The 24,928-nt window shown below is 72.3% G+C and carries 24 protein-coding genes; 19 read left to right on the top strand and 5 right to left on the bottom strand.

The window, feature by feature from the left end; translation table 11 throughout:
• Positions 1 to 13 precede the first annotated feature (13 nt).
• Complete coding sequence (locus BLW43_RS15760) at positions 14 to 1,150, bottom strand: OmpA family protein (RefSeq protein ID WP_245731079.1); 1,137 nt, start codon at positions 1,148 to 1,150, stop codon at positions 14 to 16.
• Positions 1,151 to 1,301: 151 nt separating this feature from the next.
• Between BLW43_RS15760 and BLW43_RS15755 the strand changes: the two genes are divergently transcribed.
• The gene (locus BLW43_RS15755) at positions 1,302 to 2,837 is read left to right on the top strand and encodes a caspase family protein (RefSeq protein WP_245731078.1); all 1,536 of its coding nucleotides are present in this window, start codon (positions 1,302 to 1,304) and stop codon (positions 2,835 to 2,837) included.
• A gap of 216 nt (positions 2,838 to 3,053) precedes the next feature.
• Positions 3,054 to 6,350, top strand: a complete 3,297-nt coding sequence (gene carB / locus BLW43_RS15750; RefSeq protein ID WP_093254892.1) for a carbamoyl-phosphate synthase large subunit — start codon at positions 3,054 to 3,056, stop codon at positions 6,348 to 6,350.
• A 3-nt stretch (positions 6,351 to 6,353) separates the two neighbouring features.
• Here the strand turns inward: carB and BLW43_RS15745 are convergent, their stop codons facing one another.
• The 4 genes from BLW43_RS15745 to BLW43_RS15730 form a co-directional block, all read right to left on the bottom strand.
• Positions 6,354 to 6,746: a DUF3775 domain-containing protein gene (locus BLW43_RS15745; RefSeq protein ID WP_093254890.1), complete on the bottom strand. Its 393-nt coding sequence runs from the start codon at positions 6,744 to 6,746 to the stop codon at positions 6,354 to 6,356.
• A gap of 169 nt (positions 6,747 to 6,915) precedes the next feature.
• A complete protein-coding gene (locus BLW43_RS24395; protein WP_093254888.1) occupies positions 6,916 to 7,956 on the bottom strand; it encodes a collagen-binding domain-containing protein in 1,041 nt (346 codons plus the stop codon).
• A gap of 188 nt (positions 7,957 to 8,144) precedes the next feature.
• On the bottom strand, positions 8,145 to 9,527 hold the full coding sequence (locus BLW43_RS15735) for a M20/M25/M40 family metallo-hydrolase (protein WP_093254887.1): 1,383 nt from the start codon (positions 9,525 to 9,527) through the stop codon (positions 8,145 to 8,147).
• Positions 9,528 to 9,887: 360 nt separating this feature from the next.
• Positions 9,888 to 10,319 (bottom strand): nucleoside deaminase, encoded by a 432-nt coding sequence (locus tag BLW43_RS15730; protein ID WP_093254952.1) that lies wholly within the window; start codon positions 10,317 to 10,319, stop codon positions 9,888 to 9,890.
• A gap of 13 nt (positions 10,320 to 10,332) precedes the next feature.
• Here BLW43_RS15730 and BLW43_RS15725 point away from each other — a divergent pair, with 13 nt between their 5' ends.
• From BLW43_RS15725 to BLW43_RS24620, 17 genes are all read left to right on the top strand, one after another.
• Entirely contained in the window at positions 10,333 to 11,484 is a 1,152-nt protein-coding gene (locus BLW43_RS15725) for a pseudouridine synthase (protein ID WP_245731077.1), read from the top strand.
• Complete coding sequence (locus tag BLW43_RS15720; protein WP_139284091.1) at positions 11,477 to 12,508, top strand: hypothetical protein; 1,032 nt, start codon at positions 11,477 to 11,479, stop codon at positions 12,506 to 12,508. The genes BLW43_RS15725 and BLW43_RS15720 overlap by 8 nt, the downstream gene beginning before the upstream one ends.
• Before the next feature lie 47 nt (positions 12,509 to 12,555).
• A complete protein-coding gene (locus BLW43_RS15715) occupies positions 12,556 to 13,239 on the top strand; it encodes an N-acetylmuramoyl-L-alanine amidase (RefSeq protein WP_093254951.1) in 684 nt (227 codons plus the stop codon).
• A gap of 38 nt (positions 13,240 to 13,277) precedes the next feature.
• Complete coding sequence (locus BLW43_RS15710; RefSeq protein WP_093254882.1) at positions 13,278 to 13,736, top strand: universal stress protein; 459 nt, start codon at positions 13,278 to 13,280, stop codon at positions 13,734 to 13,736.
• 126 nt (positions 13,737 to 13,862) lie between these two features.
• Positions 13,863 to 14,417, top strand: coding sequence for a NifU family protein (locus tag BLW43_RS15705; protein ID WP_093254881.1), 555 nt, complete (start codon positions 13,863 to 13,865; stop codon positions 14,415 to 14,417).
• A gap of 78 nt (positions 14,418 to 14,495) precedes the next feature.
• A complete protein-coding gene (tsaB, locus tag BLW43_RS15700) occupies positions 14,496 to 15,110 on the top strand; it encodes a tRNA (adenosine(37)-N6)-threonylcarbamoyltransferase complex dimerization subunit type 1 TsaB (protein ID WP_093254879.1) in 615 nt (204 codons plus the stop codon).
• A complete protein-coding gene (locus tag BLW43_RS15695; protein ID WP_245731076.1) occupies positions 15,107 to 15,604 on the top strand; it encodes a GNAT family N-acetyltransferase in 498 nt (165 codons plus the stop codon). The genes tsaB and BLW43_RS15695 overlap by 4 nt, the downstream gene beginning before the upstream one ends.
• Before the next feature lie 267 nt (positions 15,605 to 15,871).
• Positions 15,872 to 16,285 (top strand): Ros/MucR family transcriptional regulator, encoded by a 414-nt coding sequence (locus BLW43_RS15690; RefSeq protein WP_093254878.1) that lies wholly within the window; start codon positions 15,872 to 15,874, stop codon positions 16,283 to 16,285.
• Positions 16,286 to 16,454: 169 nt separating this feature from the next.
• Positions 16,455 to 17,822, top strand: coding sequence for a tRNA (N6-isopentenyl adenosine(37)-C2)-methylthiotransferase MiaB (gene miaB, locus BLW43_RS15685; RefSeq protein WP_093254876.1), 1,368 nt, complete (start codon positions 16,455 to 16,457; stop codon positions 17,820 to 17,822).
• A 113-nt stretch (positions 17,823 to 17,935) separates the two neighbouring features.
• Positions 17,936 to 18,922, top strand: a complete 987-nt coding sequence (locus BLW43_RS15680; protein WP_093254875.1) for a PhoH family protein — start codon at positions 17,936 to 17,938, stop codon at positions 18,920 to 18,922.
• Entirely contained in the window at positions 18,900 to 19,466 is a 567-nt protein-coding gene (gene ybeY / locus BLW43_RS15675) for an rRNA maturation RNase YbeY (RefSeq protein ID WP_093254873.1), read from the top strand. Before BLW43_RS15680 ends, ybeY begins: the two co-directional genes overlap by 23 nt.
• Positions 19,467 to 19,671: 205 nt before the next feature.
• Complete coding sequence (locus tag BLW43_RS15670; protein ID WP_245731075.1) at positions 19,672 to 20,541, top strand: hemolysin family protein; 870 nt, start codon at positions 19,672 to 19,674, stop codon at positions 20,539 to 20,541.
• Complete coding sequence (gene lnt / locus BLW43_RS15665) at positions 20,538 to 22,199, top strand: apolipoprotein N-acyltransferase (RefSeq protein WP_093254868.1); 1,662 nt, start codon at positions 20,538 to 20,540, stop codon at positions 22,197 to 22,199. The genes BLW43_RS15670 and lnt overlap by 4 nt, the downstream gene beginning before the upstream one ends.
• A gap of 80 nt (positions 22,200 to 22,279) precedes the next feature.
• Positions 22,280 to 22,672 carry a helix-turn-helix domain-containing protein gene (locus BLW43_RS15660; RefSeq protein WP_245731074.1) on the top strand — a complete coding sequence of 131 codons (393 nt, stop codon included), beginning with the start codon at positions 22,280 to 22,282 and terminating at the stop codon, positions 22,670 to 22,672.
• Positions 22,673 to 22,776: 104 nt separating this feature from the next.
• A complete protein-coding gene (metK, locus tag BLW43_RS15655) occupies positions 22,777 to 23,952 on the top strand; it encodes a methionine adenosyltransferase (protein WP_093254864.1) in 1,176 nt (391 codons plus the stop codon).
• A 53-nt stretch (positions 23,953 to 24,005) separates the two neighbouring features.
• Positions 24,006 to 24,707 (top strand): tRNA (guanine(46)-N(7))-methyltransferase TrmB, encoded by a 702-nt coding sequence (trmB, locus tag BLW43_RS15650; RefSeq protein WP_093254862.1) that lies wholly within the window; start codon positions 24,006 to 24,008, stop codon positions 24,705 to 24,707.
• A gap of 70 nt (positions 24,708 to 24,777) precedes the next feature.
• A complete protein-coding gene (locus BLW43_RS24620; RefSeq protein ID WP_281243546.1) occupies positions 24,778 to 24,912 on the top strand; it encodes a hypothetical protein in 135 nt (44 codons plus the stop codon).
• Positions 24,913 to 24,928: the final 16 nt, after the last annotated feature.

Below are 24,928 nucleotides of genomic sequence, written 5' to 3'. Positions count from 1 at the left end.
GGGCGCCGCCCCTTCAGCCCTCGCCCTGCACGACAAATTCGATCCGCCGGTTGAGCGCGCGGTTGCGCGGCGTGTCGTTGGGGTAGGCCGGCCGCGCCTCGCCGTAGCCGCGCGCGCTGACGCGGGTCGCGGGGACGCCGTTCTGCGCGAGATACTCGGCGACGGCGGACGCGCGGGCCTCGGAGAGCCGCTGGTTGAGGTCTGGCGCGCCGATGGAGTCTGTATGCCCGCCGACCTCGATGGCGAGGTCGGGGCAGCGCCGGACGATGTCGAGGATCGCGGCGAGAAACGGCGCGCTCTCGCCCGTGAGCCGCGCGCTTCCGGAGGAGAAGGTGATCGAGCCGGTGCGCGACAGGATCTCGAAACGCCCCTCGCATTCCTCCCGAGAGAACACGCCCGAAGTCTCCAGCGCCGCGCGGGCCGGCGCCGCGACCTGCTGGGGGGCGGGCTGGGCCCCAGTCTGGGCCGCCGGCTGGGCGGCGCGCTGCACGAGGGGCTGGCTCGCGGGCTGCGCCGAGGCGACGCCGGGCGCGGGCTGCGCCGGGGCGCTGCGGGTGAACAGGAAGTCGAAGCTCACCGAGCCGGCCGGCACGATCGTCACCTTCGCCGCGTCCTGCAGCTTCAGCACGCCTTCGGTGAGCCCGAAGTCCGCGGCGGCGACCGGGATCGGCCCGGCGGAGGCGACCGACACCGTCTCGGCGTCGAGATAGGTCACGACGATCTCCGACTGCATCGGCTTCGTGACGCCGTGCAGGTCGAGCGTGTAGTCGGCCGTCACGGTCATCCGCCGCCGCTGCGGCAGCCCCTCCAGCGCGGCCGGATCGACCGCCATGCGGATCGTCGCGGTCGGGAACCTGAAGGTCTCGAAGAACAGGAAGCGCATACGCACGTTCCGCAGGTCGATCTTCGTGTCGACGCTGTCCAGCGCGATCTCGACCACGGCCTCGCCGCGTTCGTCGATCCCGCCGCTCAGCGACGCGAAGCTGCTCTGCTCGATCGTGGTGTTGTTCTTGATGGACTGGAATGTGAGGCTGGACGCCTCCGGCGACAGCCGCCATCCGCCGGCGAACGGGTTGGCCTGCGCCGCAAGCGCCGAAAACGCGACCGCAACTGCGGCGCCGAGCATGGCGGCGCGATGAAACCTCGACATGACATCCTCCCGGTTCCGGCGACTGAACGCGTCAATGAACGGTCTCACGCCTGCATGGCCGGCGCAATGACGCAAGCCGCCGCGCTTGATCATCGTCTGGTTAGCTGTTTCGATAATAGATGGCGCGGGTCGCGCTTTAGAGGACGGTTCGATGTTCTTGCGTAAAATGCCGGGCATCTTCGCGGCGCTGGCGCTTCTGGCGCTCGCGACGGCGGCGAAGGCCGAGGAGCGCATCGCGCTCGTCGTCGGCAACGGGGACTATGCTTCGGTGTCGCCGCTGCCGAACCCGACCGCCGATGCGCGGCTGATCGCCGGGGCGCTGGAGGCCGCCGGCTTCGACGTGACGCTGGCGCTGGATCTCGACCAGAACGCCATGAAGCGCGCGATCGCCGAGTTCGGCCGCTCGCTGCGCGCGGTCGGGCCGGACGGCGTGAGCCTGTTCTACTATGCCGGCCACGGCGTGCAGGCCTCCGGCGCGAACTACCTGATCCCCGTGGACGCCGCGATCACGGACGCCGCCGACCTCGACCTCGCGGCGGTCGAGGCGTCATGGGTTATCCGCCAGATGGCGTCGGCGCGCAGCCGCACGGCCATCGCGATCTTCGACGCCTGCCGCGACAACCCCTTCGCCCGGATCGGCCTGCGCGAGCCGGGGCTGGCGCGGATGGACGCGCCGGCGGGCAGCTTCATCGCCTACGCCACCGCGCCCGGCGACGCGGCCTTCGACGGCGACGGCGCCAACAGCCCCTTCAGCGCCGCGCTGGCCCGCGAGGCGCTGAACCCCGGCGCGCCGCTCGAGGAGGTGTTCCGGCAGGTTCGCGTCGACGTCATCAACGCGACCGGCGGGCGGCAGACGCCGTGGACCAGCTCCTCGCTCATCGACGACTTCCGCTTCGTCGGTGCGCCCGAGGCGGACCCGGTCGACCCGGCGGAAAAGATGCTCTTCGAGAGCGCCCGCAAGAGCGGCGACATCGTCGAGCTGGCGCTGTTCCTGCGAGCCTATCCCGACAGCGCCTTCGCCGAGGAGGCGCGCGGCCTGATCGTCGCCTCCACGTCGGGTGTCGCGCCGCCGGCTCCGCAGGTCGCGCCGCCGCAGCCTGCGCCCGTCCCCGCGGCGCCTGCGCTAGCGCCCGCGTCCGCCGCGCCGTTCCTCGCGCCGGACGAGGAGACGCTGATCGCGGTCGCGCAGGCCAGCGGCGCGCTGGCCGACTACCGCGCCTATCTCGACGCCTATCCCGAAGGCGTCTTCGCCGCGCTCGCCGCCGCCGAGATCGCCGCGCTGAGCGCCGCGCCGCCGTCGAACCTCGACCCCGAGCGCCCCTCTGCGGACGCGCTCGCCGCGCTCGCGCCGCCGGCGCCCGCGCCGCCGCCGCCAGCCGCGCAGCAGGGCGCCGGCCTCTCGTTCACGACGCCGCTGCCGTCCGCCTACGGCGACGTGGCGGGGCGCAGCTTCGCGGAGCTCATCGAGGGCAGGCCTGAGCATCCGCCCTTCGAGGGCCTGCCGGCGGAGGTCTGGCAGGGCAACCGCTGCAAGGACTGCCACGCGTGGACGCAACCGGCGCTCTGCGACCAGGGCGCCTTCTACGCCAAGGGCGAGGGCGACGAACGGGTGGCGCAGCAGGTTCATCCGCTCGGCACGGGCTTCGCGCGCGCGTTGCGGGACTGGTCGCTGGCGGGGTGCCCCTGAGCTTGCCCTGGCGAGGCGACCCGAGAGAGGCGCCCCGGGACGCCGCCATCTCCGGGACGCCGCCGTTCTGTCGGCCCCGCCGCGGCGCAGGCCGCCTCCCGCGCCGCCCCCCGCCTTGCGCCGCCGCCTCGCTCCACTATAAGCCCCGCGTGCCCCACCACCCATGGCGGACCGCCGGCCCAGCGTCGGCGGCGCCCAGACGCGAGCGCCCTGCCCATGCCGAAGCGGACCGACATCTCCTCGATCCTCATCATCGGCGCCGGGCCCATCGTCATCGGACAGGCCTGCGAGTTCGACTATTCTGGCGCCCAGGCCTGCAAGGCGCTGCGCGAGGAGGGTTTTCGCGTCATCCTCGTCAACTCCAACCCCGCCACCATCATGACCGACCCGGGGCTGGCCGACGCGACCTACATCGAGCCGATCACCCCCGAGATCGTCGCCCGCATCATCGAGCTGGAGCGGCCCGACGCGCTGCTGCCCACCATGGGCGGCCAGACCGCGCTCAACACCGCCATGGCGCTCGACGACATGGGCGTGCTGGCGAAGTTCGGCGTGAAGATGATCGGCGCGGCGCGCGCCGCCATCGAGATGGCCGAGGACCGCAAGCTGTTCCGCGAGGCGATGGACCGCATCGGGCTGGAGAACCCGCGCGCCACCATCGTCGCCGCGCCGAGGAAGGGCGCGAGATATGACATCGCCGCCGGGATGGCCGAGGCGATGGCGGCGATCGAGGAAGTCGGCCTGCCGGCGATCATCCGCCCCGCCTACACGCTCGGCGGCACCGGCGGCGGCGTCGCCTACAACCGCGAGGACTACGAGGCGATCTGCCGGAGCGGGCTGGAGGCGAGCCCTGTCGGCCAGATCCTCGTGGACGAGAGCCTGCTGGGCTGGAAGGAGTTCGAGATGGAGGTGGTCCGCGACAAGGCGGACAACTGCATCATCGTCTGCTCCATCGAGAACGTCGACGCGATGGGCGTGCACACCGGCGACTCGATCACCGTGGCTCCCGCCCTGACGCTGACCGACAAGGAGTACCAGCGCATGCGCGACGCCTCGCTCGCGGTGCTGCGCGAGATCGGGGTGGAGACCGGCGGCTCCAACGTGCAGTTCGCGCTCGACCCCGCCACGGGCCGCATGGTCGTGATCGAGATGAACCCGCGCGTCTCGCGCTCCTCCGCGCTGGCGTCGAAGGCGACGGGCTTTCCCATCGCCAAGATCGCGGCGAAGCTGGCGGTGGGCTACACGCTGGACGAGTTCGACAACGACATCACCGGCGTCACGCCGGCGAGCTTCGAGCCCTCCATCGACTATGTCGTGACCAAGATCCCGCGCTTCGCCTTCGAGAAATTCCCCGGCAGCAAGCCCGAGCTGACCACGGCGATGAAGTCGGTCGGCGAGGCGATGGCCATCGGCCGCAACGTCCACGAGAGCATGCAGAAGGCGCTGTGCTCGCTGGAGACGGGGCTGAGCGGCTTCGACGAGATCGCCATTCCCGGGCTGGACGACGCGGCGGACGCCGAGGAGCGCCGCGCCGCGCTGATCGCCGCGCTGAGCCGCGCCACGCCGGACCGCCTGCGCGTCGCGGCGCAGGCGCTGCGCGAGGGGCTGAGCGAGGCCGACGTGGCGCAGGCCACCGCCTACGACCCGTGGTTCGTGGCGCGCCTGGGCGAGATCGTCGCCACGGAGGCGCGGGTGCGCGCCGCGGGGCTCCCGGCGGACGCCGCGGGGATGCGCGCCCTGAAGATGCTGGGCTTCTCCGACGCCCGGCTCGCGACGCTGACGGGCCGGCCGGAAGCCGCCGTGCGCGCCATCCGCCACGGGCTCGGCGTCGTCGCGGTCTTCAAGCGCATCGACACCTGCGCGGCGGAGTTCGAGGCGCAGACGCCCTACATGTATTCGTCCTACGAGGCCGACGCCGGCGGCTACGCCGAATGCGAGGCGCGGCCGACGGCGCGCGACAAGGTGGTGATCCTCGGCGGCGGGCCCAACCGCATCGGGCAGGGGATCGAGTTCGACTACTGCTGCTGCCACGCGGCTTACGCGCTGACGGATGCGGGCTTCGAGACCATCATGGTCAACTGCAACCCGGAGACCGTCTCGACCGACTACGACACCTCGGACCGGCTCTATTTCGAGCCGCTGACCGAGGAGCATGTGCTGGAGATCCTGCGCGTCGAGCAGTCGAACGGCACGCTCAGGGGCGTCATCGTGCAGTTCGGCGGGCAGACGCCGCTGAAGCTGGCGCGCGCGCTGGAGGCGGCGGACATCCCGATCCTTGGCACCTCGCCCGACGCCATCGACCTCGCCGAGGACCGCGAGCGGTTTCAGGGCCTCATCCAGAAGCTCGGGCTGCGGCAGCCGAGGAACGGCGTCGCGCGCTCCGGCGAGCAGGCGCTGAAGGTCGCCGCGGAGCTCGGCTATCCGCTGGTGATCCGCCCATCCTATGTGCTGGGCGGGCGCGCGATGGAGATCGTGCGCGACCAGCCGCAGCTGGAGCGCTACATTCGCGAGGCCGTGGTGGTGTCGGGCACGAGCCCGGTGCTGCTCGACAGCTATCTCGCGGGCGCGGTGGAGGTGGACGTCGACGCGCTCTGCGACGGCGACATGGTGCATGTCTGCGGCGTGATGGAGCACATCGAGGAGGCCGGCGTGCATTCCGGCGACAGCGCCTGCGTGCTGCCGCCGCACACGCTTTCCGCGGACACCGTCGCAGAGATCAAGCGCCAGACCGCCGAGATGGCGAAGGCCCTGGGCGTGGTCGGCCTGATGAACGTGCAGTTCGCGGTGCAGAACGGCGAGATCTTCGTGCTGGAGGTCAATCCGCGCGCCTCGCGCACCGTGCCCTTCGTCGCCAAGACGGTCGGCGCGCCCATCGCCGGGATCGCGGCGCGGATCATGGCGGGCGCGAAGCTCTCCGAATTTGCGCTGCCGCCGGCGGAGACGCCCCATGTGGCGGTGAAGGAGGCGGTGCTGCCCTTCGCCCGCTTCCCCGGCGTCGACACGCTGCTGGGCCCGGAGATGCGCTCCACGGGCGAGGTGATGGGCATCGACCACAGCTTTGCGCGCGCGTTTCTCAAGAGTCAGATGGGCGCCGGCGTCGACCTTCCCGAGGGCGGCAAGGCGTTCGTCTCGGTGCGCGACGCCGACAAGGACGCGATTCTCGACGCGGCGCGCCGGCTGCACGGGCTGGGCTTCACGCTCGTCGCCACCGAGGGCACGCGCGATTTTCTCGCGCAGAACGGCGTGCCCGCCGAGCGGGTCAACAAGGTGTATGAGGGCCGTCCCAACATCGTTGACGCCATGAAGAACGGGGAGATCGCGCTGGTCCTGAACACCACCGAGGGCGCGCAGTCGATCAAGGACAGCTTCGGCATCCGCTCCGCCGCGCTGACGATGAAGACGCCCTACTACACCACCGCCGCCGGGGCCCTGGCGGCGGCGCGCGCCATCGAGAACCGGCGCGACGGCGCCATCGAGGTCGCGCCCCTGCAGAGTTTCGCGCCGAAGCTCTGAGGCTCAGCGCAGCCCGTTCTCGAGTTCGGTGGTGTCCACGCCGAGCGCCTCCAGCCCTTCCTCCAGATAGTCGCCCAGAAGAGGCTGGCCCAGCAGATAGGCGCTGGTGGAGCCGCTGCGCGCGGCCCGCGCCTGATCGACCAGCGCAGGAAAGTCGCCGGCGTCGCCGTCGCCGCGTCCCAGCCAGAAGATCGCCACCAGTTCGGCCGACTGGGTGTCGGTGAGGTCGTCGATCCAGCTCGTGAGCTCCGTGGCCGTGGGGTCGTCGGCGCGGTCCTGCAGCACGGCCATCGGGTCGTCGCTGGCGGCGCCGCCGCTGTCGTCGCCTTCCTTCACGTCGAATTCGCGGGCCTTGAGGATGATCCAGGCGACCGTGTCGAGCGGGACGGAAAGCATGGCCGTGATCCTTCTGCGCCGTGCGGCGTCAAGCGCACGCCGCGACCATGATCCTGCGCCGCCGCCGCGTCCTTGATCAAGCGCAAGCGCCGCATGGCCCGAAGGCGGCATGCGGCGCGGCAGTCGCGTCAGGGTCCGCCGGGCGACGAGGCGCCGCGGCGGCGTCCGCTCATGCGGCGGTCTTGCGGCGCGAGGCCGCGAAGAGGCCGCCGAGACCGGCGAGCAGCATCCACGCCGCGGCGGGAAGCGGAACCGGCGCCGGCAGGTCGCCGCCGAAGAGGTTGGCGTCGTTGTAGGGGCGGATCTCGGCGTTCTGCGTCATGTTGAAGCTGACGAACGTCCCGTTCACGCCGCCGCCGTTCAGCGTGACGTTGGCGAAGGGGGCGAGGAACGAGGCGTTGAACGACCTGTTGAAGGTGACGGTCTCCGCCTCGAAGAAGTTGAAGAGGAGGTTCGGCTCGTTGTTGTTGCCGTTGGCGCCGACGGTGATGTTCTTGCCGGCGATGTTGACGATGGTCGTCTGGCCCGCGAAATCGTTCACGCCGAGGAAGGTGCCGTTCGAGACGAGCGCGGAGGTCGTGTTGACGATCGCGATGGTCTCGGAGCCGCTGGTGACGCGGAGCTGGTTCTGGTCGGAGGTGCTGGCGAAGGCGCCGGCGGTGTCGGCGAGCAGCGACAGGTCGAGCGACAGGCTCTGGAACAGCGCGATCATCTCGGCGACCGGCACCGAGGGCGTCACGCCGGTGTTCGTGGCGACGGAGCCGGCGCCTTGGGCGTTCAGGGTTCCGTTGTTGGCGCCGCCGACCGAGATCGCGCCGGGCTGGGCGGTCTGCACGAACCCGTTGTTGTCGCCGCCGACGGTCACGGCGTTGTCGCCCGTCGCGCCGTTGGCGTTGATCTGCCCGTTGTTGTCGCCAGCGATCACGGTCGCGCCGTTGTTGACGTTCGGGGCGCCCCCGTTGGAGCCGCCGACGATCAGCGCGCCGGTGACGCCGCCGACCGTCGCATCGCCAAGGTTGTCGGAGTTGACAGGGGCGGCGCCGCTGTAGTTCCCGCCGACATAGACCGTTCCCTCGGTCTCCGTGCCGGCCTGCAGGTCATTCAGGACGATGTTGTTGATGGACTTCAGAAGGCTCAACGCGTCGAGCGAAGCGGCTCCGGCCGCTCCACCTGACAGGGCCAAGACGCCAGCGACAAACAGAAAACGCATTCTAGTCAACTCCAATCCAGAGGAAGGCCTGCTCCCCGATGCGCCGGGCGCCCTCCAAGATCAAGCAACTTCTTGATATTAACGATAAGTACAATTCCAGATTGACGGACGGCGCACATTTCGACACCTGAGGCTGAGCCGCGCCCGCCTGGCGGCGGGCCTGCGCCAGCAGACGCCGCCTGCCTCCCTCACGCCGCGAGCGCGGCGAGGATGCGCGCCCAGGCGCGGGCGCCCTTGCGGAAGCTCTCCATCTCGTATTTCTCGTTGGGGGAGTGGATGCGGTCGTCCTCCAGCCCGAACCCGGCCAGGATCACGTCCATGCCCAGCCCTTCCTTGAACTCGCGCGTCACCGGGATCGAGCCGCCGCAGCCGATGAACGGCGCCTCGACGCCCCATTCGGCCGAGAGCGCGCGGCGGGCCTTCTCGAAGGGCGCCGCGGCGGTGTCGAAGGCCTGCGCGCGGCCCGAGCCGTGCTCGATGAAGTCCACCTTGCAGTCGGCGGGGATGCGCGCGCGCACGAAGTCGCGGAAATGGCGGCGCACCTCATGGGGGTCCTGATCGAAGACCAGCCGGAAGCTGACCTTGGCGGAGGCCTTCGACGGGATCACGGTCTTGAAGCCGGCGCCCTGATAGCCGCCGCCCATGCCGTTCACCTCCGCGGTGGGGCGCGACCATATCATCTCCAGCGCGCTGCGCTCCTGCTCGCCGGCGGGAACGCCGAGGCCAATGGGGCCAAGGAAGCCTTCGACGTCGAAACCGAGATCGGCCCACTGGCGACGGATCGCCTCGGGGAGTTCGTGCACGCCGTCGTAGAAGTGCGGGATGGTCACGCGGCCCCGGTCGTCGTGCAGGTCGGCGAGGATGCGCGCGAGGATGTGGTTGGGGTTGGCCGCCGCCGAGCCGTAGCCGCCAGAGTGCAGGTCGCGGTCGGCGGCGGTGATCACGATCTCCTCGCCGCAGAGGCCGCGCAGCATGGTGGTGATCGCGGGAACCTCCGCGCTCCACATGCCGGTGTCGCAGATCAGGCCGATGTCGGCGCGCAGTTCGTCGGCGTGGGCGCGCATGAAGGGCGGCAGGTGCTTGCCGCCGGACTCCTCCTCGCCCTCGATCAGGATCGAGACGGGGACGGGCAGGGCGCCGGCGACCGCCTTCCAGGCGCGGCACGCCTCGACGAAGGTCATCACCTGGCCCTTGTCGTCGGCGGCGCCGCGGGCGCGGATGCACCGCGTCCCGTCGGGCCGCGTCTGGATGAAGGGCGCGAAGGGATCGTGCTCCCAGAGGTCCAGGGGGTCGACCGGCTGCACGTCGTAATGGCCGTAGAAGAGCGCCGACGGCCCGCTCGCGCTGCGGTCATGGGCGACGACGATGGGGTGGCCTTCGGTCGCGCGGGCGCTCGCGTCGAAGCCCATGCCTGCGAGATCCTCCACCAGCCAGTCGGCGGCGCGACGGCAGTCGGCGGCGTAGGCGGGGTCGGTCGAGATCGACGGGATCCGCAGCAGGTGGAACAGCCGCTCGAGGCTGGCGTCGAGATCGGCGTCAAGCCGGGCGAGAACGGCGTCGAGGTGGGACATGGGAGCTCCGGGCGCGTCAGGACGCGATCAAGCTACGCGGGCCGGGCGGTCTGCGCCAGCGCGAGAGCGTCGGCCGCGCGGCGCGAAGGCGCCGCTCCCGCCGATCGAAGACGGCCTCGCCGCCGAAACCCGCCGCGAGGCGGCGGGGCCGCCCGGGCGGGAGCCGTCGAAGTTCGCCACGGCGCAGACCGTGTCGAGGCCGAGCGGCGTGGCCGCGCGCTTCGGGCGTCTGCCGCCCTCCGGCTGTCGGTCAGGCCGCGACGGGCGGGCGAATCGACGTGCCTGCGCCTTGCGCGGGCCGCCTTGGCGCGCCCGGCCGCCGCTCGCGCGGCGCCTCCGGTTCCGGGCCGCCGCAGCGCGCTAGCGTCGCGCCGCGAAGAAGGCGGTGAGAAGGCGGCCGGCCTCGCGCTCGCGCAGCCCGTCGTAGATGTCGGGCGCGTGGTGGCACTGCGGATGGGCGAAGACGCGCGCGCCATGGGCGACGCCGCCGCTTTTCGGGTCGCTCGCGGCGTAGTAGAGACGACGCAGGCGGGCGTGGGAGATCGCTCCGGCGCACATCGCGCAGGGCTCCAGCGTCACATAGAGGTCGAGGCCGGCGAGGCGCTCGCGCCCCAGCGCGGCGCAGGCGGCGCGGATCGCGAGCATCTCCGCGTGGGCGGTCGGGTCCGCAAGTTCGCGGGCGCGGTTGCCGGCGGCGGCGAGGATGCCGCCGTCGGGCGCCACGACGACGGCGCCGACGGGCGTCTCGCCGCGCGCGGCGGCGGCTTCGGCTTCTGCGAGGGCTGCGTCCATGGGGGAGCGGAACATGGCTGACAAGGTGGGGCGCCCCCGCGGCGCGGCGCAAGGCGGCGCGGCGCAAAAGCCGCCCTCCGGCGCGGCGCAAGGCGGCGCGGCGCGAAAGGCAGGCTTTGGCGCGGCGTCGATGAAGTCGGCGGCGCCCGCCAGATCGGGCGACGCCGCGCCGGCCGGCGACGACGCGCCCGAGCGCATCGCCAAGCGGCTGGCGCGCGCGGGCGTGGCGTCGCGGCGCGACGTCGAGCGCATGATCGGCGAGGGCCGCGTGACGCTCAACGGCAGGAAGCTGACGACGCCCGCCGTCACCGTCACCCCCGCCGACCGCATCGTGGTGGACGGGGTGGAGATCGGCGCGCCCGAGCGGCCGCGGCTGTGGCGGTACCACAAGCCCGCCGGCCTCGTGACCTCGGCGCGCGACGAGAAGGGCCGGCCCACGGTGTTCGACCGGCTGCCCGAGGACATGCCGCGTGTGCTCAGCGTAGGCCGGCTCGACATCGCGTCGGAGGGGCTGCTGCTGCTGACCAATGACGGCGAGCTCAAGCGCCGGCTGGAGCTGCCCTCGACGGGATGGATGCGGAAGTACCGCGTGCGGGCGCATGGCGCCCCGTCGGAAGCCTCGCTCGACCGGCTGCGCGAGGGGATCGTTGTGGAGGGCGTCAGCTATCAGCCGATGCTGGCGCAGCTCGACAAGATCCAGGGCGCGAACTCGTGGCTGACCATCGGCATCCGCGAGGGCAAGAACCGCGAGGTGCGCCGCGCGCTGGAGGCGGTGGGGCTGATGGTCAACCGGCTGATCCGCGTCTCCTACGGACCGTTCCAGCTCGGCGAGATCGCCGAGGGCGGGGTCGAGGAGGTGCGCGGCAAGGTGCTGGCCGACCAGCTCGGCGTGTCGCGCGAGGGCTGGGCGGCGGCGGGCGGCGTCAAGAGCGCGCTCGCGAAGACCGCCGCCGCGAAGGCCGCCAAGGCGGCCGGCGGCAGGGCGCAGACCGGCGCGGGCGCCGCGCGACCCGTTGCGGAGGGCGAGCCGCCGAAGCGGCGCGCGACGGGCGCGAAAGGCGAGACGAACGCGGCTTCGCGGCTCGCCCAGAAACGCGCCGCGCCCCGCGGCCCGGGCCGGGGTGGCGATGGCCGGGGCGGCGACGGTCGGGGCGGCGATGGCTGAATTTCCACGGCTTCTCCATCACGGGCCGTTCCCGCCGGCGCCCGCGCGCGCCGAGCGGCTGGCGGCGCTGCGCGCCGACCCCGACGCCGACCCCGAGGAGGTCGCCGCGGCTGAGGCCGATCTCGCCGCATCCATCGTCGCGATCCAGCGCGACATCGGCGCGCCGGCGCAGAGCGACGGCGCGGCGCCTGCGCTCGCTGACGGGTTTCTCGCTGGGCTTTGCGGCGTCGAGGTCGTGGAGGTCGAGGCGGGACGCGACGGGCTCCGCGCCGACGACCATCCCGCCTTCGCGGCGGATCACCCCTGGGTCGCGCGCGGCGCGCGGCTGGCTGCGCTCGCCCCGGCGTCGGGATTCCTTGCGCTGCCCGGCCCGGCGCGCTGGGACGTCGCGACCGGCCGCGACGCGCCGTCCGCGCTCGCCGAGCCCGAGGCGCTGCATGCGCGGCTGGCGGCCGCGCTGGCCGAGGCGCTCCGGGCGTTGCATGGCGCCGGGGTGGCGCACATCGTCATCGACGGGCTAGCGCTGGCGCCGGGGGGCGGGCGCGCGCCTAGGCCGCTTGAGGGGCTCGCCCTGCTCGCCGCCGCGCTCGCCGACCGGCCGGTGGAGCTGCGCGTGACGCTCGCGGTCTCCCGCGCCGCCTTCGCGGCGCTGACGGCGGCGGCGGGCGATGACCCGGAGGGCGCCGCCGAGGCGCTCGCGGCGGTTCCGGCCGACGCGCTGATGGCTCCCCTGCGCGAAGCGTCGGACATGACGGCGCTCTCGGCGCTGGCGGGGGCGCCGCGGCGCATCCTGCTCGGCGCGATCGACGCGGCCGGGCGCGAGCCGCGACGCGGCGATCACGACGCTCCCCGCCGGGCGGTGGACGCGGCGGCGCGGCTGCTCGACCCCGACCGGCTCGGCCTGTGCCCGGACGGCGCCTTCGCGCTGGAGGGCGCCGCCGCGCTCGCCGAGGACGACGCCAAGCGCAAGCTCGACCTGATGGTGCGCGCGGCCGAGGCGATCTGGGGCGACGTCTCGGGGTGAGCGGCGCGATCGACCATCCCTCGCCCAACCATGGCGACCGGCGCGGCATGGCGCCCGATCTCGTGCTGATCCACTACACCGCGATGCAGACGGCGCAGGCCGCGCTGGAGCGGCTCTGCGACCCGGCTTTCGAGGTGTCGGCGCACTATCTGATCGGCGAGGACGGGCGGCTGTGGCGGTTGGTGGACGAGACGCGCCGCGCCTGGCACGCCGGCGCCGGCGCCTGGGCCGGCGCGACGGACGTCAACAGCCGCTCGCTCGGCGTGGAGCTCGCCAACCCTGGCGACGCTCCGTTCCCGCTGCCGCAGATGCGGGCCCTGGAGACGCTGCTCGACGCGATGGCGGCGCGCTGGCGCATCCCGCCCGAGCGCGTGATCGGCCACGCCTGCATGGCGCCCGAGCGCAAGCTTGACCCCGGCCCGCGATTCGACTGGCGCGCGCTGGCGCGCGGCGGCAGGGCGATATGGCTCGATCCGCCGACGCCGGCGCGCGACGGCCGCGGCGTGGCCGAACCCGGCGCGACGCAGGCCGCGGCGCGCCGCGCCGGCTATCCCGCGCTGGACACCGGGCTATGGGACGCGCCGACGCTGGCGCTCGCGGCGGCCTTCCGCGCCCGGTTCCGTCCGTGGGAGCGGGAGGCGCCCGCGCCGCTCACGCTCGCAGGGCTCGCGCATCTGGAGGCGATTTCGCGCCGCTGGCCGGCTACGACGGCGACCTGCTTGCGCGTCTAGCGGTCAGGCCGCATCCTGCGCGTGCAGGGGGAGGGTCCATGCGCAAGTTCCTCGTCGTCGTCGACAGCACGCCGGAGTGCATGAACGCCCTGCGATTCGCGGCGCGGCGCGCCGCGAACACCAATGGCGGCGTGACGATGCTCTATGTCATCGCGCCGGAGGAGTTCCAGCACTGGGCGGGCGTCGCCGAGGTGATGCGCCGCGAGCGCCGGGAGGAGGCTGAGGCGCGACTCTCGGCGCTGGCGGACGAGGTGCGCGCGCTCGCCGGCGTGATGCCGGAGTTCGCCATCCGCGAAGGCGAGGCGGCCGAGGAGGTGCTTGCGCATATCCACGAGAACCCCGACATCGGCGTTCTGGTGCTGGGCGCGGCGGAGGACGGCGACGGGCCGGGGCCGCTCGTCTCGACCCTCGTCTCCAAGCGCGGCGGCCGGATGCCGGCGCCGGTGACGGTGGTGCCGGGGGGGCTCTCGCTCGAGCAGATCGACGAGATCACCTGAGCGCCGGCCGTCCCGCGACGGCGGTGATCGTCCCGCGGCGCGCGCAACGCCGCCGCCCGTTTCCGGCGTCGTTCTTGATTTCGGCGGCGGCGGGGCGCATCTGAAGCCGGGATAAGGAGACGCTGCATGTTCATCCAGACCGAATCGACGCCGAACCCCGCGACGCTGAAGTTCCTGCCCGGCCAGACGGTGCTGCACGACGGTGCGGCGGACTTCCCGACTCGCGACAGCGCAGGGGCCTCGCCGCTGGCGCGCAGGCTGTTCGCGGTCGAGGGCGTCGACGGCGTGTTTCTCGGGGCCGACTTCATCACCGTCACGCGCGGCGACGTCGAGTGGGCGCATCTGAAGCCTGCCGTGCTCGGCGCGATCATGGAGCACTACTCGTCCGGCGAGCCGGCCATGGAGGGCGCGGCGCAGGCGGCCCACGCCGAGCATGACGGCCCCGACGGAGAGATCGTGAACCAGATCAAGGAACTGCTCGACACGCGGGTGCGCCCGGCGGTGGCGCAGGACGGCGGCGACATCACCTTCCACGGCTTCGAGCGCGGGGTGGTCTATCTGACGATGCGCGGCGCCTGCGCCGGCTGCCCGTCCTCGACGATGACGCTGAAGATGGGCATCGAGAACCTGCTGCGGCACTACATTCCCGAAGTGACGGAAGTGCGCCCCGTCGGCGTCTGATCCCGTCCTGCGCCGCGCCGGCGCCACCTATCGGGCCTTCGGCGCCGGGTGCTCCGGGGGCTTTCCGGAATTACCATCATGACCCTGATCCTCGTGCTCGACACCTGCGACGCGCGCTGCGCCGCCGGCGTCGCGCGCGACGGCGCGATTCTGGTCGAGCGCGCCGAAGCGATGCGGCGCGGCCATGCCGAGCGGCTGTTCGCGCTGATCTCGGAGGCGTTGGCGGCGTGCGGCGTCGCTCCGGCGGACCTCGCCGGCGTGGCGGTCGCCACCGGTCCCGGCGGGTTCACGGGCGGACGCATCGGCGTCGCCGCCGCGCGCGGGCTCGCCCTGGGCGTGGGGCGGCCTGTGGTCGGCGTCGACTGGTTCGCGGCGATGGCGTTCGGCGTTCCGGGCCGGGTTCGCGTCGCGCTGCCGGGCGGCGGCGCGACATGGGCGCAGGAGTTCGAGAGCGGCCGCGCGCTGGGTCCGCCTGCGCGGTGGCCGCCCGGTCTTCCCGGCGACGCCGCCGAAGCCGACGTCGCCGCGACGATCGATGCGGCCGGGCGAGACGCCGCCGGCCTCGCGCCGCTGGCGCTGGCGGCGACGGCTGCGCTGAAGCAGGGCGGCGCACGCCCCAGGCCGCTCTATCTACGGCCGCCAGACGCGCTCGCGCCCGCGCCCTCGGCCGCCGCGACCGTCGCGCCCCGGTGACGCGCCGCGCGGCGCCGGCGGTCGTGGCGGCGGGCCCCGCCGAACCGCGGGCCTTCTGGTCGGCGCTCTCGCGGCTGCACTGGCGCGCCTTCGCCGGCCGGGAGCGGCGCTGGTCCGCCGGCGAGCTGGACGCCCTTGCGGCGTCGCCCGGCGTCCGCGTCTGGAGCGTGCGGCGCGGCGCGGCGGCGCCGCTCGGCTTCGTCGCGATGCGCGTCGTCGGCGACGAGGCGGAAATCCTGACGATCGCCGTGGCGCGGGGCGCGCGGCGCCGCGGCCTGGGCCGCGGGTTGCTTCTCGAGGCGGAATACTCCGCGCGCGGCGCCGGCGCATCGAAGATCATTCTCGAAGTCGCCGAAAGCGCGGCCCCCGCGAGGGCGCTCTATGCGCGACTTGGATACGGCGAGGTCGGTCGGCGGCGCGCGTATTACGCGGGCCCGCCAGTCGATGACGCGCTGGTTCTGGCGCGATCATTCTTTCCGACGAAACCTGTATGAACCAGTGGATGACCTCATACATCGAGGTTTGGACGCGATTTGACGACGCAGTGGAATACTCCGGTCGTCAACGTATCAAATCAGACTTTGGGCTAGAGCGCCTGATGAATATTGACCTGGCCATTTGACAAACCAGCTTGCGTAAGCGAAGATTATATCGATACAGATATTGGGGTGCTTCGCTCGTCATCGCGTGAAATTGAGGGGCGGGCATTTTTGCCCCAGAGACCGCAGAGGTTGCGGTCAGAGGGATCATCGGGAGAGAACATGTCTAACGAGCAGGCGAGCACATCGGAGCTTCTGGCGCTGACATCGCAGATCGTTGCGAGTCATGTGTCGAACAATTCCGTCGGCATGGCTGATTTGCCGCAGCTCATCGAGCAGGTCTATGGCGCGTTGCACGGGCTGATCGCACCGCCGCAAGAGCCGAAGGAAGAGCTTCGCCCGGCGGTGCCGGTCAAGAAGTCGGTGACGGATGACTACATCATCTGTCTTGAGGACGGCAAGAAGATGAAGATGCTCAAGCGCCACCTGTCCACCGCTTACGGCATGACGCCGGAGCAGTATCGCGAGAAGTGGGGCCTTCCCGCCGACTATCCCATGGTGGCGCCGACCTATTCGCTGAAGCGTCAGCGGCTGGCCAAGGAGAACGGGCTGGGCCGCAACCGCGGCAAGGCCTGATCGCCGCCTCGGACGCCCTGTCGTCGCGCGCGTTGCGCGCGAGGTCGGGCTGCGATAACTCACGGCGCGCCCGGCGGGGCGCGCCGTTCGCGTCTCTGCGGACGCAGGCGGCTCCCGCAACGGCGGGCGACGGCCCTCGCGGGGCGCCACGGCTCATGGGGAGGCGGCGATGTCGGCGGGCGACAGGCGCGTGTTCATCAAGACCTACGGGTGCCAGATGAACGTCTATGACAGCGAGCGCATGGCTGACGCGCTGGCGCCGGGCGGCTGGCGCGCGGTCGACAGCGCCGAGGACGCCGACCTCGTGGTGCTGAACACCTGTCACATCCGCGAGAAGGCCGCCGAGAAGGTCTATTCCGACATCGGGCGCCTGCGCGAGATCTCCCAGGCGCGCAGCGCCGAGGGCGGCCGGCTGACCATCGGCGTCGCCGGCTGCGTGGCGCAGGCCGAGGGCGCGGAGATCGCCCGGCGCGCGCCCCTGGTGGATTTCGTCGTCGGCCCGCAGGCCTATCACCGGCTGCCTCAGTTGGTGGCGCAGGTCGGGGCGCGCGGCGCGGCGGGCGGCGCGGCGCTGGTGGAGACGGAGTTCGCGCCGGAGGAGAAGTTCGCGCGGCTCGGCGCCCGCGCGGCGCGCGGCCCGGCGGCGTTTCTCACCGTGCAGGAGGGCTGCGACAAGTTCTGCGCGTTCTGCGTCGTGCCCTACACCCGCGGCGCCGAGATATCGCGCCCCGTCGAGCGGGTTCTGGCGGAGGCCCGGGCGCTGCTCGAGGCCGGCGTCGTCGAGATCACGCTGCTCGGCCAGAACGTCAACGCCTACCATGGCGAGGGCCCCGGCGGGCCATGGGGCCTCGCGCGGCTGATCCGGGCGCTGGCGGCGGAAGGCGTCGGCCGCATCCGCTACACGACGTCCCACCCCAACGACATGGACGACGACCTCATCGCGGCCCATGGCGACGCGCCGGCGCTGATGCCCTATCTGCACCTGCCGGTGCAGTCCGGCTCGGACCGCGTGCTCAGGGCGATGAACCGCCGGCACACGGCGGAGGGGTATCTCGCCATCATCGCGAAGGTTCGCGCCGCGCGGCCGGACATCGCGATCTCGGGGGACTTCATCGTGGGCTTCCCCGGCGAGACCGAGGCGGAGTTCGAGGAGACGATGGCGCTGGCGTCGGCCGTGCGCCACGCGCACGCCTACAGCTTCAAGTATTCCGAGCGGCCGGGCACCCCGGCGGCGGATGCGCCCGGTCAGGTTCCCGAAGCGGTGAAGGCGGAGCGTCTCGCCCGGTTGCAGGCGCTGCTGGCCGCCGACCAGGCGCGGTTCAACGCCGCCTGCGTGGGCCGCGAGACGGAGGTTCTGCTGGAGAGGCCGGGGCGCCTGCCCGGGCAGCTCGTCGGGCGCTCGCCGTGGCTGCAGTCGGTGCATCTGGACGCGCCGGCGTCGCTGATGGGGCGCGCCGCGCGGGTCCTTCTGGCGTCGGCGGGTCCGAACTCGCTGGCCGGCGCGCTTGTCGGGCCGCAGGCCGCCCCGCGCGCGTGACCAGAGCGCGTGAGGCGTCACACGGAATTCGCTTGCGGCGCGGGCTGCGGCTCGTCCACCATTGCAGTCGAACAGGCTGGCTGACGGAGGCGAAGTGGGCGTGACGGCGACGCATGGGTGATCTGGAACAGCTCGTCGAGCAGCGGCTCGAGTTCGCCGACAACCGCAAGCTCGCCGACATGCTCGGCGCCTATGACAGCACGCTCGTGGCGGTCGAATCGCAGCTTGGCGTCAAGGCGCTGCGGCGGGGCAATCAGGTCACGGTTCAGGGCGAGGAGGGCGCGGTGGCGCGCGCCTGCGAGGCGCTGAACGCGCTTTACGCGCGGATCGAGGCGGGCCGCGCGGTCGAGCCGGGAGACGTCGCGGCGGCGCTGCGCGCGCCGCAGCTGGCGGCGGCGCAGGCGCGGGCCGCCGACCAGCCGGACCTCTTCGGCGGCGGGCGCGTCGAGATCCACACCCGCAAGAAGACCGTGGAGCCGCGCACCGAGGCCCAGCGCGCCTACGCCCGCGCGCTCTTCAGCCATGAGCTCGTCTTCGGCATCGGTCCCGCCGGCACCGGCAAGACCTATCTCGCCGTGGCGGCGGCGGTGTCGATGTTCATCGAGGGCCGCGTCGACAAGATCATCCTCAGCCGCCCGGCGGTGGAGGCGGGGGAACGGCTCGGCTTCCTGCCCGGCGACATGAAGGAGAAGATCGACCCCTATCTGCGCCCGCTCTACGACGCGATCCACGACATGCTCCCGGGCCGTCAGCTCCAGAAGGAGATGGAGAGCGGCGCCGTCGAGGTCGCCCCGCTCGCCTTCATGCGCGGGCGCACGCTCTCCAACGCCTTCGTGGTGCTGGACGAGGCGCAGAACACCACCGAGATGCAGATGAAGATGTTCCTGACCCGGCTCGGCGAGGGCTCGCGCATGGCGATCACCGGCGACCCGACGCAGGTCGACCTGCCGCGGGGCGTGAACTCCGGCCTCGTCGAGGCCGCTCGGGTGCTGAACGGGGTGAAGGGCATGGCGTTCTGCCATTTCGGGGCGGCCGACGTGGTGCGCCACCCGCTCGTCGCCCGCATCGTCGAAGCCTATGACCGCGCCTCCGCCCGCTGACATCCCGCACCCGGACGCGCTAGGCGAAGCGCAGGACGATCCGCTCGTCGAGGCGCTTGTCGAGGACGACGCCTGGGGCCCGGAACACGCCCTGCTCCCGAAGGCCGAGGCCGCCGCCGCGGCGGCTCTCCGGGCCGCCGGCGTCGACCCGGCGACGGTGAGCGTGAGCATGCTGTTCGCCGGCGACGAGGCCCTTGCGCGCCTGAACGCGGCTTTCAGGGGCAGGTCCGCGCCGACCAACGTGCTCTCGTGGCCCGCGTTCCCGCTGGCGCCCGGAGCGCCGGGCGCCCGGCCGCCGCCGCCGCCGCTGGCGTCGACGAGCGGGCGAACGCCCATCGGCGACGTCGCTCTCGCCTCGGGGGTGGTCCTGGCCGAGGCCGAAGCCCGGAAGCTTGCGGTTGATGCGCATGTCGCGCATTTAATCGCGCACGGCGTGCTTCATCTGTTAGGCTATGACCACGAGAATGACGCCGACGCAGCTGTGATGGAAGGGTTGGAGCGGGTTGCGCTTGCTGAACTGGGGATCGACGACCCCCATGCCTGAGCGCCCGCCGAGAATGGGATCGATGGACGGAAGTCGGATGGGCGCTGCGCCCGAGAGGATGGGCGCTGCGCCCGAGAGGTCGGGGCGCGCCGCCCTGGCCGGGGGCGAAGGCGCTGAAGAACCGCCAAGTCTTCTCGCGCGGCTTTTCGGTTGCGCCTCGCGAAGGAAGACGGCGTCGCACCAGCAGGGCGCCGGCGACGCCGGCGTGGACGCCGCGGCGCTGGAGGAGGAGCGCGATCTCCTCGCCAACGTGAAACGGATGCGGGACCAGCGCGTGGAGGACGTGATGATCCCCCGCGCCGACATCGTCTCGGCCCCGGCCTCGGCCACGCTGGAGGAGCTGGTGGCGGTGTTCCGGGACGCGTCGCTGACCCGGGTGCCGGTGTTCCGCGAGACGCTGGACGACCCGATCGGCTTCATCCACCTGAAGGATCTCGCCTTCGCCTACGGCTTCGACGGCGCCGAGGCGCGCGCGAAGTTCGACATCCACCGCCACATGCGCCCCCTGCTCTACGTGCCGCCGTCGATGCCGACTGCGAAGCTGCTGCAGCGGATGCAGGCCAGCCGCAAGCACATCGCGCTGATCATCGACGAGTATGGCGGCGTCGACGGGCTGGTGACGATCGAGGATCTCGTGGAGCAGATCGTCGGCGAGATCGACGACGAGCACGACGGCGCCGACCCTGCGCCCTGGCGCGAGGAGAGCAAGGGCGTCTTCGTCGCCCTTGCGCGCGCCGACGTGGCCGCCTTCGAGGAGGCCGCGGGCGTGGACCTGCTGCCGCCCGATCTCGACGAGGACGTGGACACCCTGGGCGGTCTCGTCTTCATGCTCTCCAACCGCGTGCCGGAGCGCGGCGAGGTGATCGAGACGCCGGACGGCCACGAGTTCGAGGTCATCGAGGCCGATCCGCGGCGCATCAAGCGCCTCCGCGTCACCCTCGCGGGCAGCGGGCCGGATCGCGGCGTCAAGCGCCCGGCGCGTCCGGCGGGCGGCGACGCCCCGCCTGCGCAGGGCGGCGCCGACGCCGCGCCGACGCCGGATCGCAAGGACGGCGCGACGTCGGAAGCGGCGTGACGGCGGGGCCGGGGCCCGGAGAACTCGAAGGACGGCCGGAAGGCGGGGGGGACGGGCCGGAGGCGGGGCGTCGAACCACGGCGGCCGCGGCCGAGGCCCCGTCGCGGCGGCTTCGGTGGGGGCGGCTGGGCGGGCTGGCTTTCGGGTGCGGCGCGCTGCTTGTGCTGGCGCAGCCGCCGCTCGGCCTTTGGCCGGCGCTGTTTCTCGCATGGCCGGCGCTGCTGCGGCTGATCTCCCGCGCGCCTACGAGGCGTGCGGCGGCGGGCGCCGGCTTCTTCGCCGGCCTGGGGTTCTTCGCGAGCGGGCTCTACTGGATCGGGGAGGCGTTCCTGGTCGAGGCCGGGAAGGTCTGGTGGTATGCGCCGGTGATGCCCTTCGCGGTGCTGTCGCTGGCCGTGGTGCTCTCTGGTTTCTGGGCGGCGGCGTTCTGGGGGGCGAAGGCGCTCTGGCGGCCCGGCTGGCGGGGGGCGGCGGCGCTCGCCGCGGCGATGCTCGCGGCGGAGACGGCGCGGGGCTGGGCGCTGACCGGCTTTCCCTGGGCGCTGCAGTCCTACGCCTGGATCGACACGCCGGTGATGCAGGCGGCCGCCTTCGTCGGCTCGCCGACGCTCGGCGCGCTGACGGTCTTCGCCGCCGCCGCGGCGGGAACGGTGGACTGGCGGCGGCGCGAGGGGCTGGCGCGGCGCGCGGCGCCTGCGGCGCTGGCTCTGGTCGCGCTCGGGGCGGTCTGGGTCGGCGGCGCGGTCCGTCTGGCGGCGGCCCCGGCGGTGGAGGGCGACGGGCCGCTGATCCGGCTCGTGCAGCCCAACACCGGGCAGCGCGACAAGTGGGCGCCGCAGAACGCGCGCGCGATCCTCGACCGTCTGCTCGCGCTGTCGGCCACGCCGCATCAGGCGGGGGCCGCGCCCGCGCTCGTGGTCTGGCCCGAGGTCGCCGTCACGTTCCTGTTCGACGAGAGCGCCGCCGCGCAGGAGGCGGCCGCGGCGGCGACGCCGCAGGGCGCGTCGCTGGCCGTGGGCGCCGTGCGGCGCGTCGGGGGCGAGCTGCGCAATGCGCTGCTGTTCTACGGGCCGGACGGCGCCGCGCTCGACGTCTACGACAAGCGCCGGCTGGCGCCCTTCGGCGAGTACGTCCCCTACAAGTGGATCCTGGGGCGCATCGGGCTCGGCACCCTTGGCGACGGGCTGAGCGGCTTCGAGCCCGGCGTCCGCCGCGACCCGGTCGCCCTGCCCGGCCTCGCGCCCGCCGCGCCGCTGATCTGCTACGAGGTGATCTTTCCCGGCGAGGTCGCGGCGGCGGCCGACGGCGCCGGCTGGTTCCTGCAGGTCACGAACGACGCCTGGTTCGGCCAGACGGCGGGGCCGTGGCAGCACCTCGCCCAGGCGCAGGCGCGCGCGATTGAGCAGGGCATGCCGCTGGCGCGCGCCGCCAACACCGGGGTCTCGGCGATGATCGACCCCCACGGGCGCATCCGGGCCTTCCTGCCGCTCGACGTCGCGGGCGCGCTCGATTCGCGCCTGCCCGCCCCTCTGGCCGGCGGCACGCCCTATGGGCGCTTCGGCGACTGGCCCTTTCTGGCGATGGCGGCCGCCCTCGCGGCGCTGGCTCTCGCTGCGCGTGCAGAAAGGGGCGATGGTGAGCGCCATGGGCGTGCATGATTGATTAACACACTGCATTATATGTTTTTTTTCGTAAAAGCTGGATGCACTGTCGGCGTGTGCAGAGTGGAGTGTTCGCCGTGTCCCGTACGCCTGACCAGATTGACATGCATGTCGCCGCCCGGCTGCGACTGCGCCGGACGATGCTTGGCGTGAGCCAGGAGGCGCTCGCCGCGCGAATCGGCGTGACTTTCCAGCAGATCCAGAAATACGAGAAGGGGCAGAATCGCGTCGGCGCGAGCCGCCTCTACCAGCTCGCCGCGGCGCTCCAGAGCCCCGTGGAGTTCTTCTTCGAGGGGCTGAACGGCGCCGCCGGGCTCGACGCCGACGATGAGGCAAGCAAGGTGGCGCTCGCGATGCTGTCGACCCCGGAGGGCGTCCAACTCCACCTCGCGTTCAGCCGGATCTCGAGCGCGAACACGCGCCGCCGGATCGTGGACCTGCTCGCCGCGCTGAGCTCGGAGGCCGCCTGAACCCCCTCCGGCGGGCCCCTGCCCCTGTTGACCGTGGGACGCCCCGCGCATAGAGGGCATAGTCGGCGCGGCGACGGCGCCAGCTAAATCCGAGGGGCCGCATCATGGCGCGACAGGACTATCTCTTCACGTCGGAATCCGTATCCGAGGGGCACCCCGACAAGGTGTGCGACCAGATCTCGGATGCAGTGGTCGACCTGATCATCGGCCGTGAGCCAGAGGCGCGCGTCGCTATCGAGACCGCCGCGACAACGAACACCGTGGTTCTGATGGGCGAAGTGAAGATCAGCGAAGAGAACGCCGTGTCGCCCGAAGAGATCGCCGGCGTCGCGCGCGAGGTTATTCGCGACATCGGCTACCAGCAGAAGGGCTTCCACTTCCGCACCGCCAAGATCGAGTGCCTCGTCCACGAGCAGTCGGCCGACATCGCGCAGGGCGTGGACGCCTCTGACAACAAGGACGAGGGCGCCGGCGACCAGGGGATCATGTTCGGCTTCGCGACGAACGAGACCCCCGAACTCATGCCCGCGCCGATCTTCTACAGCCACAAGATTCTGAAGCTGCTGTCGGAGGCGCGCCACTCCGGCGCCGAGCCCTATCTCGGCCCCGACGCCAAGAGCCAGATGACGGTGGAGTATCGCGGCGGCAAGCCGGTCCGCGCCCACACCATCGTGCTCTCGACCCAGCACCTCAAGGAGGACATGACCTCCGAGGACGTGCGCGCCGTCGCCGAGCCCTACATCCGCAAGGCCCTGCCCGACGGCTGGATCGACGCCAGGACCGCCTGGCACGTCAACCCGACCGGGCGCTTCGTGATCGGCGGGCCCGACGGCGACGCCGGGCTCACCGGCCGCAAGATCATCGTCGACACCTATGGCGGCGCCGCGCCCCATGGCGGCGGCGCGTTTTCCGGCAAGGATCCGACCAAGGTCGACCGCTCGGCCGCCTACGCCGCGCGCTACCTCGCGAAGAACGTCGTGGCGGCCGGCATGGCGGAGAAGTGCACCATCCAGCTCAGCTACGCCATCGGGGTCGCTGAGCCGCTCTCGGTCTATGTCGACATGCACGGCACCGGCGAAGTCGCCGAGGACGTCGTGGAGAAGGCGATCCGAGCCTCGATGTCGCTCACGCCGCGCGGCATCCGCACCCATCTCGGGCTGAACCGCCCGATCTATCGCCGCACCGCCGCCTACGGCCATTTCGGCCGGGCGCCGGAGGCGGATGGCGGCTTTTCCTGGGAGAAGACCGACCTCGTCGACGCGTTGAAGGCCGCGGTCTGAGGCTTCGCGCCGCGCCGCTCTCCGGGGCCGGCGCGGCGGCGTTGGAGAAGCGCATGGCCGAGCATCTTCGCGAGGACGGCGCGCGGTGGGTGAACTTCTACGGCCGCCGGCGCGGCAAGCGCCTGCGGCCGAACCGGGCCGCGCTGATCGACGGCCGCCTCTCCGGCCTCGCGCCGGACGCGGGGCTTGAGGAGGGCGCGATGATCGCGCCCGAGGCGCTGTTTCCGGGCAGGCGCGCGCTCTGGATGGAGATCGGCTTCGGCGCCGGCGAGCATCTGCTGAGCCTTGCGGCGGCGCATCGCGACGTCGGCTTCATCGGCTGCGAGCCCTTCCTCAACGGCGTCGCGGCGTTTCTCTCCGGCCTTGAGGCCGACCGGCTCGACAATGTGCGGGTCCACGCCGACGATGCACGCTTTCTCTTCGACATGCTGCCCGAAAGCGCGGTGGGCAGGGTCTATCTGCTTTATCCCGACCCCTGGCCCAAGCGCCGCCATGCGCCGCGCCGCTTCGTCAACGACGACAACCTCGACCTGCTGAGCCCGATCATGGCCCGCGGCGCCGAGCTGCGGATCGCGACCGACGTGGCGGACTACATGCGCCATGTGCGCAAGGTCATGGCGGGCCGCGCGGATTTCGAGCCGCTCTCCGACGACGCCGCGCCGTGGGACGGCTGGCCGGGCACGCGATACGAGGCCAAGGCGCTGCGGGAAGGGCGTGCGCCGCGCTATCTCCGCTTCGCGCGCAAGCCGCGCTAGGCCCGCCGGCCTTGACCGGCGGGGGCGCGCGCTATCTTGGCCGGTGGACGAATTGTCGCGGGATGTCGGGATGTCTGTCGCCGTGAAGCTGATGTGGTTCGCCGTGGTCGTGTTCGCCACGCTGCGGCCCTGCGGTCGGCCCCGCTTCGCACCGCGCGCCGCTGGCCACGGCGCGGCGGTCGACAGCGGCGCGCCGGGCGCGTAAGAGGCGCGCGTCCTCA

It is taken from the genome of Rubrimonas cliftonensis, assembly GCF_900107585.1.
GTDB classification, from domain to species: domain Bacteria; phylum Pseudomonadota; class Alphaproteobacteria; order Rhodobacterales; family Rhodobacteraceae; genus Rubrimonas; species Rubrimonas cliftonensis.
The sequence above is the reverse complement of the archived record's forward strand: the minus strand, read 5'-3'. Positions and strand labels throughout refer to the sequence as shown.

Bases quoted from the DNA above. Each gene is read 5' to 3' on its own strand.
- BLW43_RS15730 (WP_093254952.1), bottom strand. From the start codon at position 10,319: ATGGACGCAGCCCTCGCAGAAGCCGAAGCCGCCGCCGCGCGCGGCGAG.
- BLW43_RS15735 (WP_093254887.1), bottom strand. From the start codon at position 9,527: ATGTCCCACCTCGACGCCGTTCTCGCCCGGCTTGACGCCGATCTCGAC.
- BLW43_RS15715 (WP_093254951.1), top strand. From the start codon at position 12,556: ATGGCGCCCGATCTCGTGCTGATCCACTACACCGCGATGCAGACGGCG.
- BLW43_RS15710 (WP_093254882.1), top strand. From the start codon at position 13,278: ATGCGCAAGTTCCTCGTCGTCGTCGACAGCACGCCGGAGTGCATGAAC.
- trmB (WP_093254862.1), top strand. From the start codon at position 24,006: ATGGCCGAGCATCTTCGCGAGGACGGCGCGCGGTGGGTGAACTTCTAC.
- BLW43_RS15745 (WP_093254890.1), bottom strand. From the start codon at position 6,746: ATGCTTTCCGTCCCGCTCGACACGGTCGCCTGGATCATCCTCAAGGCC.
- carB (WP_093254892.1), top strand. From the start codon at position 3,054: ATGCCGAAGCGGACCGACATCTCCTCGATCCTCATCATCGGCGCCGGG.
- BLW43_RS24395 (WP_093254888.1), bottom strand. From the start codon at position 7,956: ATGCGTTTTCTGTTTGTCGCTGGCGTCTTGGCCCTGTCAGGTGGAGCG.
- ybeY (WP_093254873.1), top strand. From the start codon at position 18,900: ATGACCGCGCCTCCGCCCGCTGACATCCCGCACCCGGACGCGCTAGGC.
- BLW43_RS15705 (WP_093254881.1), top strand. From the start codon at position 13,863: ATGTTCATCCAGACCGAATCGACGCCGAACCCCGCGACGCTGAAGTTC.
- BLW43_RS24620 (WP_281243546.1), top strand. From the start codon at position 24,778: ATGTCTGTCGCCGTGAAGCTGATGTGGTTCGCCGTGGTCGTGTTCGCC.
- metK (WP_093254864.1), top strand. From the start codon at position 22,777: ATGGCGCGACAGGACTATCTCTTCACGTCGGAATCCGTATCCGAGGGG.
- BLW43_RS15725 (WP_245731077.1), top strand. From the start codon at position 10,333: ATGGCTGACAAGGTGGGGCGCCCCCGCGGCGCGGCGCAAGGCGGCGCG.
- tsaB (WP_093254879.1), top strand. From the start codon at position 14,496: ATGACCCTGATCCTCGTGCTCGACACCTGCGACGCGCGCTGCGCCGCC.
- BLW43_RS15760 (WP_245731079.1), bottom strand. From the start codon at position 1,150: ATGTCGAGGTTTCATCGCGCCGCCATGCTCGGCGCCGCAGTTGCGGTC.
- BLW43_RS15720 (WP_139284091.1), top strand. From the start codon at position 11,477: ATGGCTGAATTTCCACGGCTTCTCCATCACGGGCCGTTCCCGCCGGCG.
- BLW43_RS15680 (WP_093254875.1), top strand. From the start codon at position 17,936: ATGGGTGATCTGGAACAGCTCGTCGAGCAGCGGCTCGAGTTCGCCGAC.
- BLW43_RS15690 (WP_093254878.1), top strand. From the start codon at position 15,872: ATGTCTAACGAGCAGGCGAGCACATCGGAGCTTCTGGCGCTGACATCG.
- BLW43_RS15755 (WP_245731078.1), top strand. From the start codon at position 1,302: ATGTTCTTGCGTAAAATGCCGGGCATCTTCGCGGCGCTGGCGCTTCTG.
- miaB (WP_093254876.1), top strand. From the start codon at position 16,455: ATGTCGGCGGGCGACAGGCGCGTGTTCATCAAGACCTACGGGTGCCAG.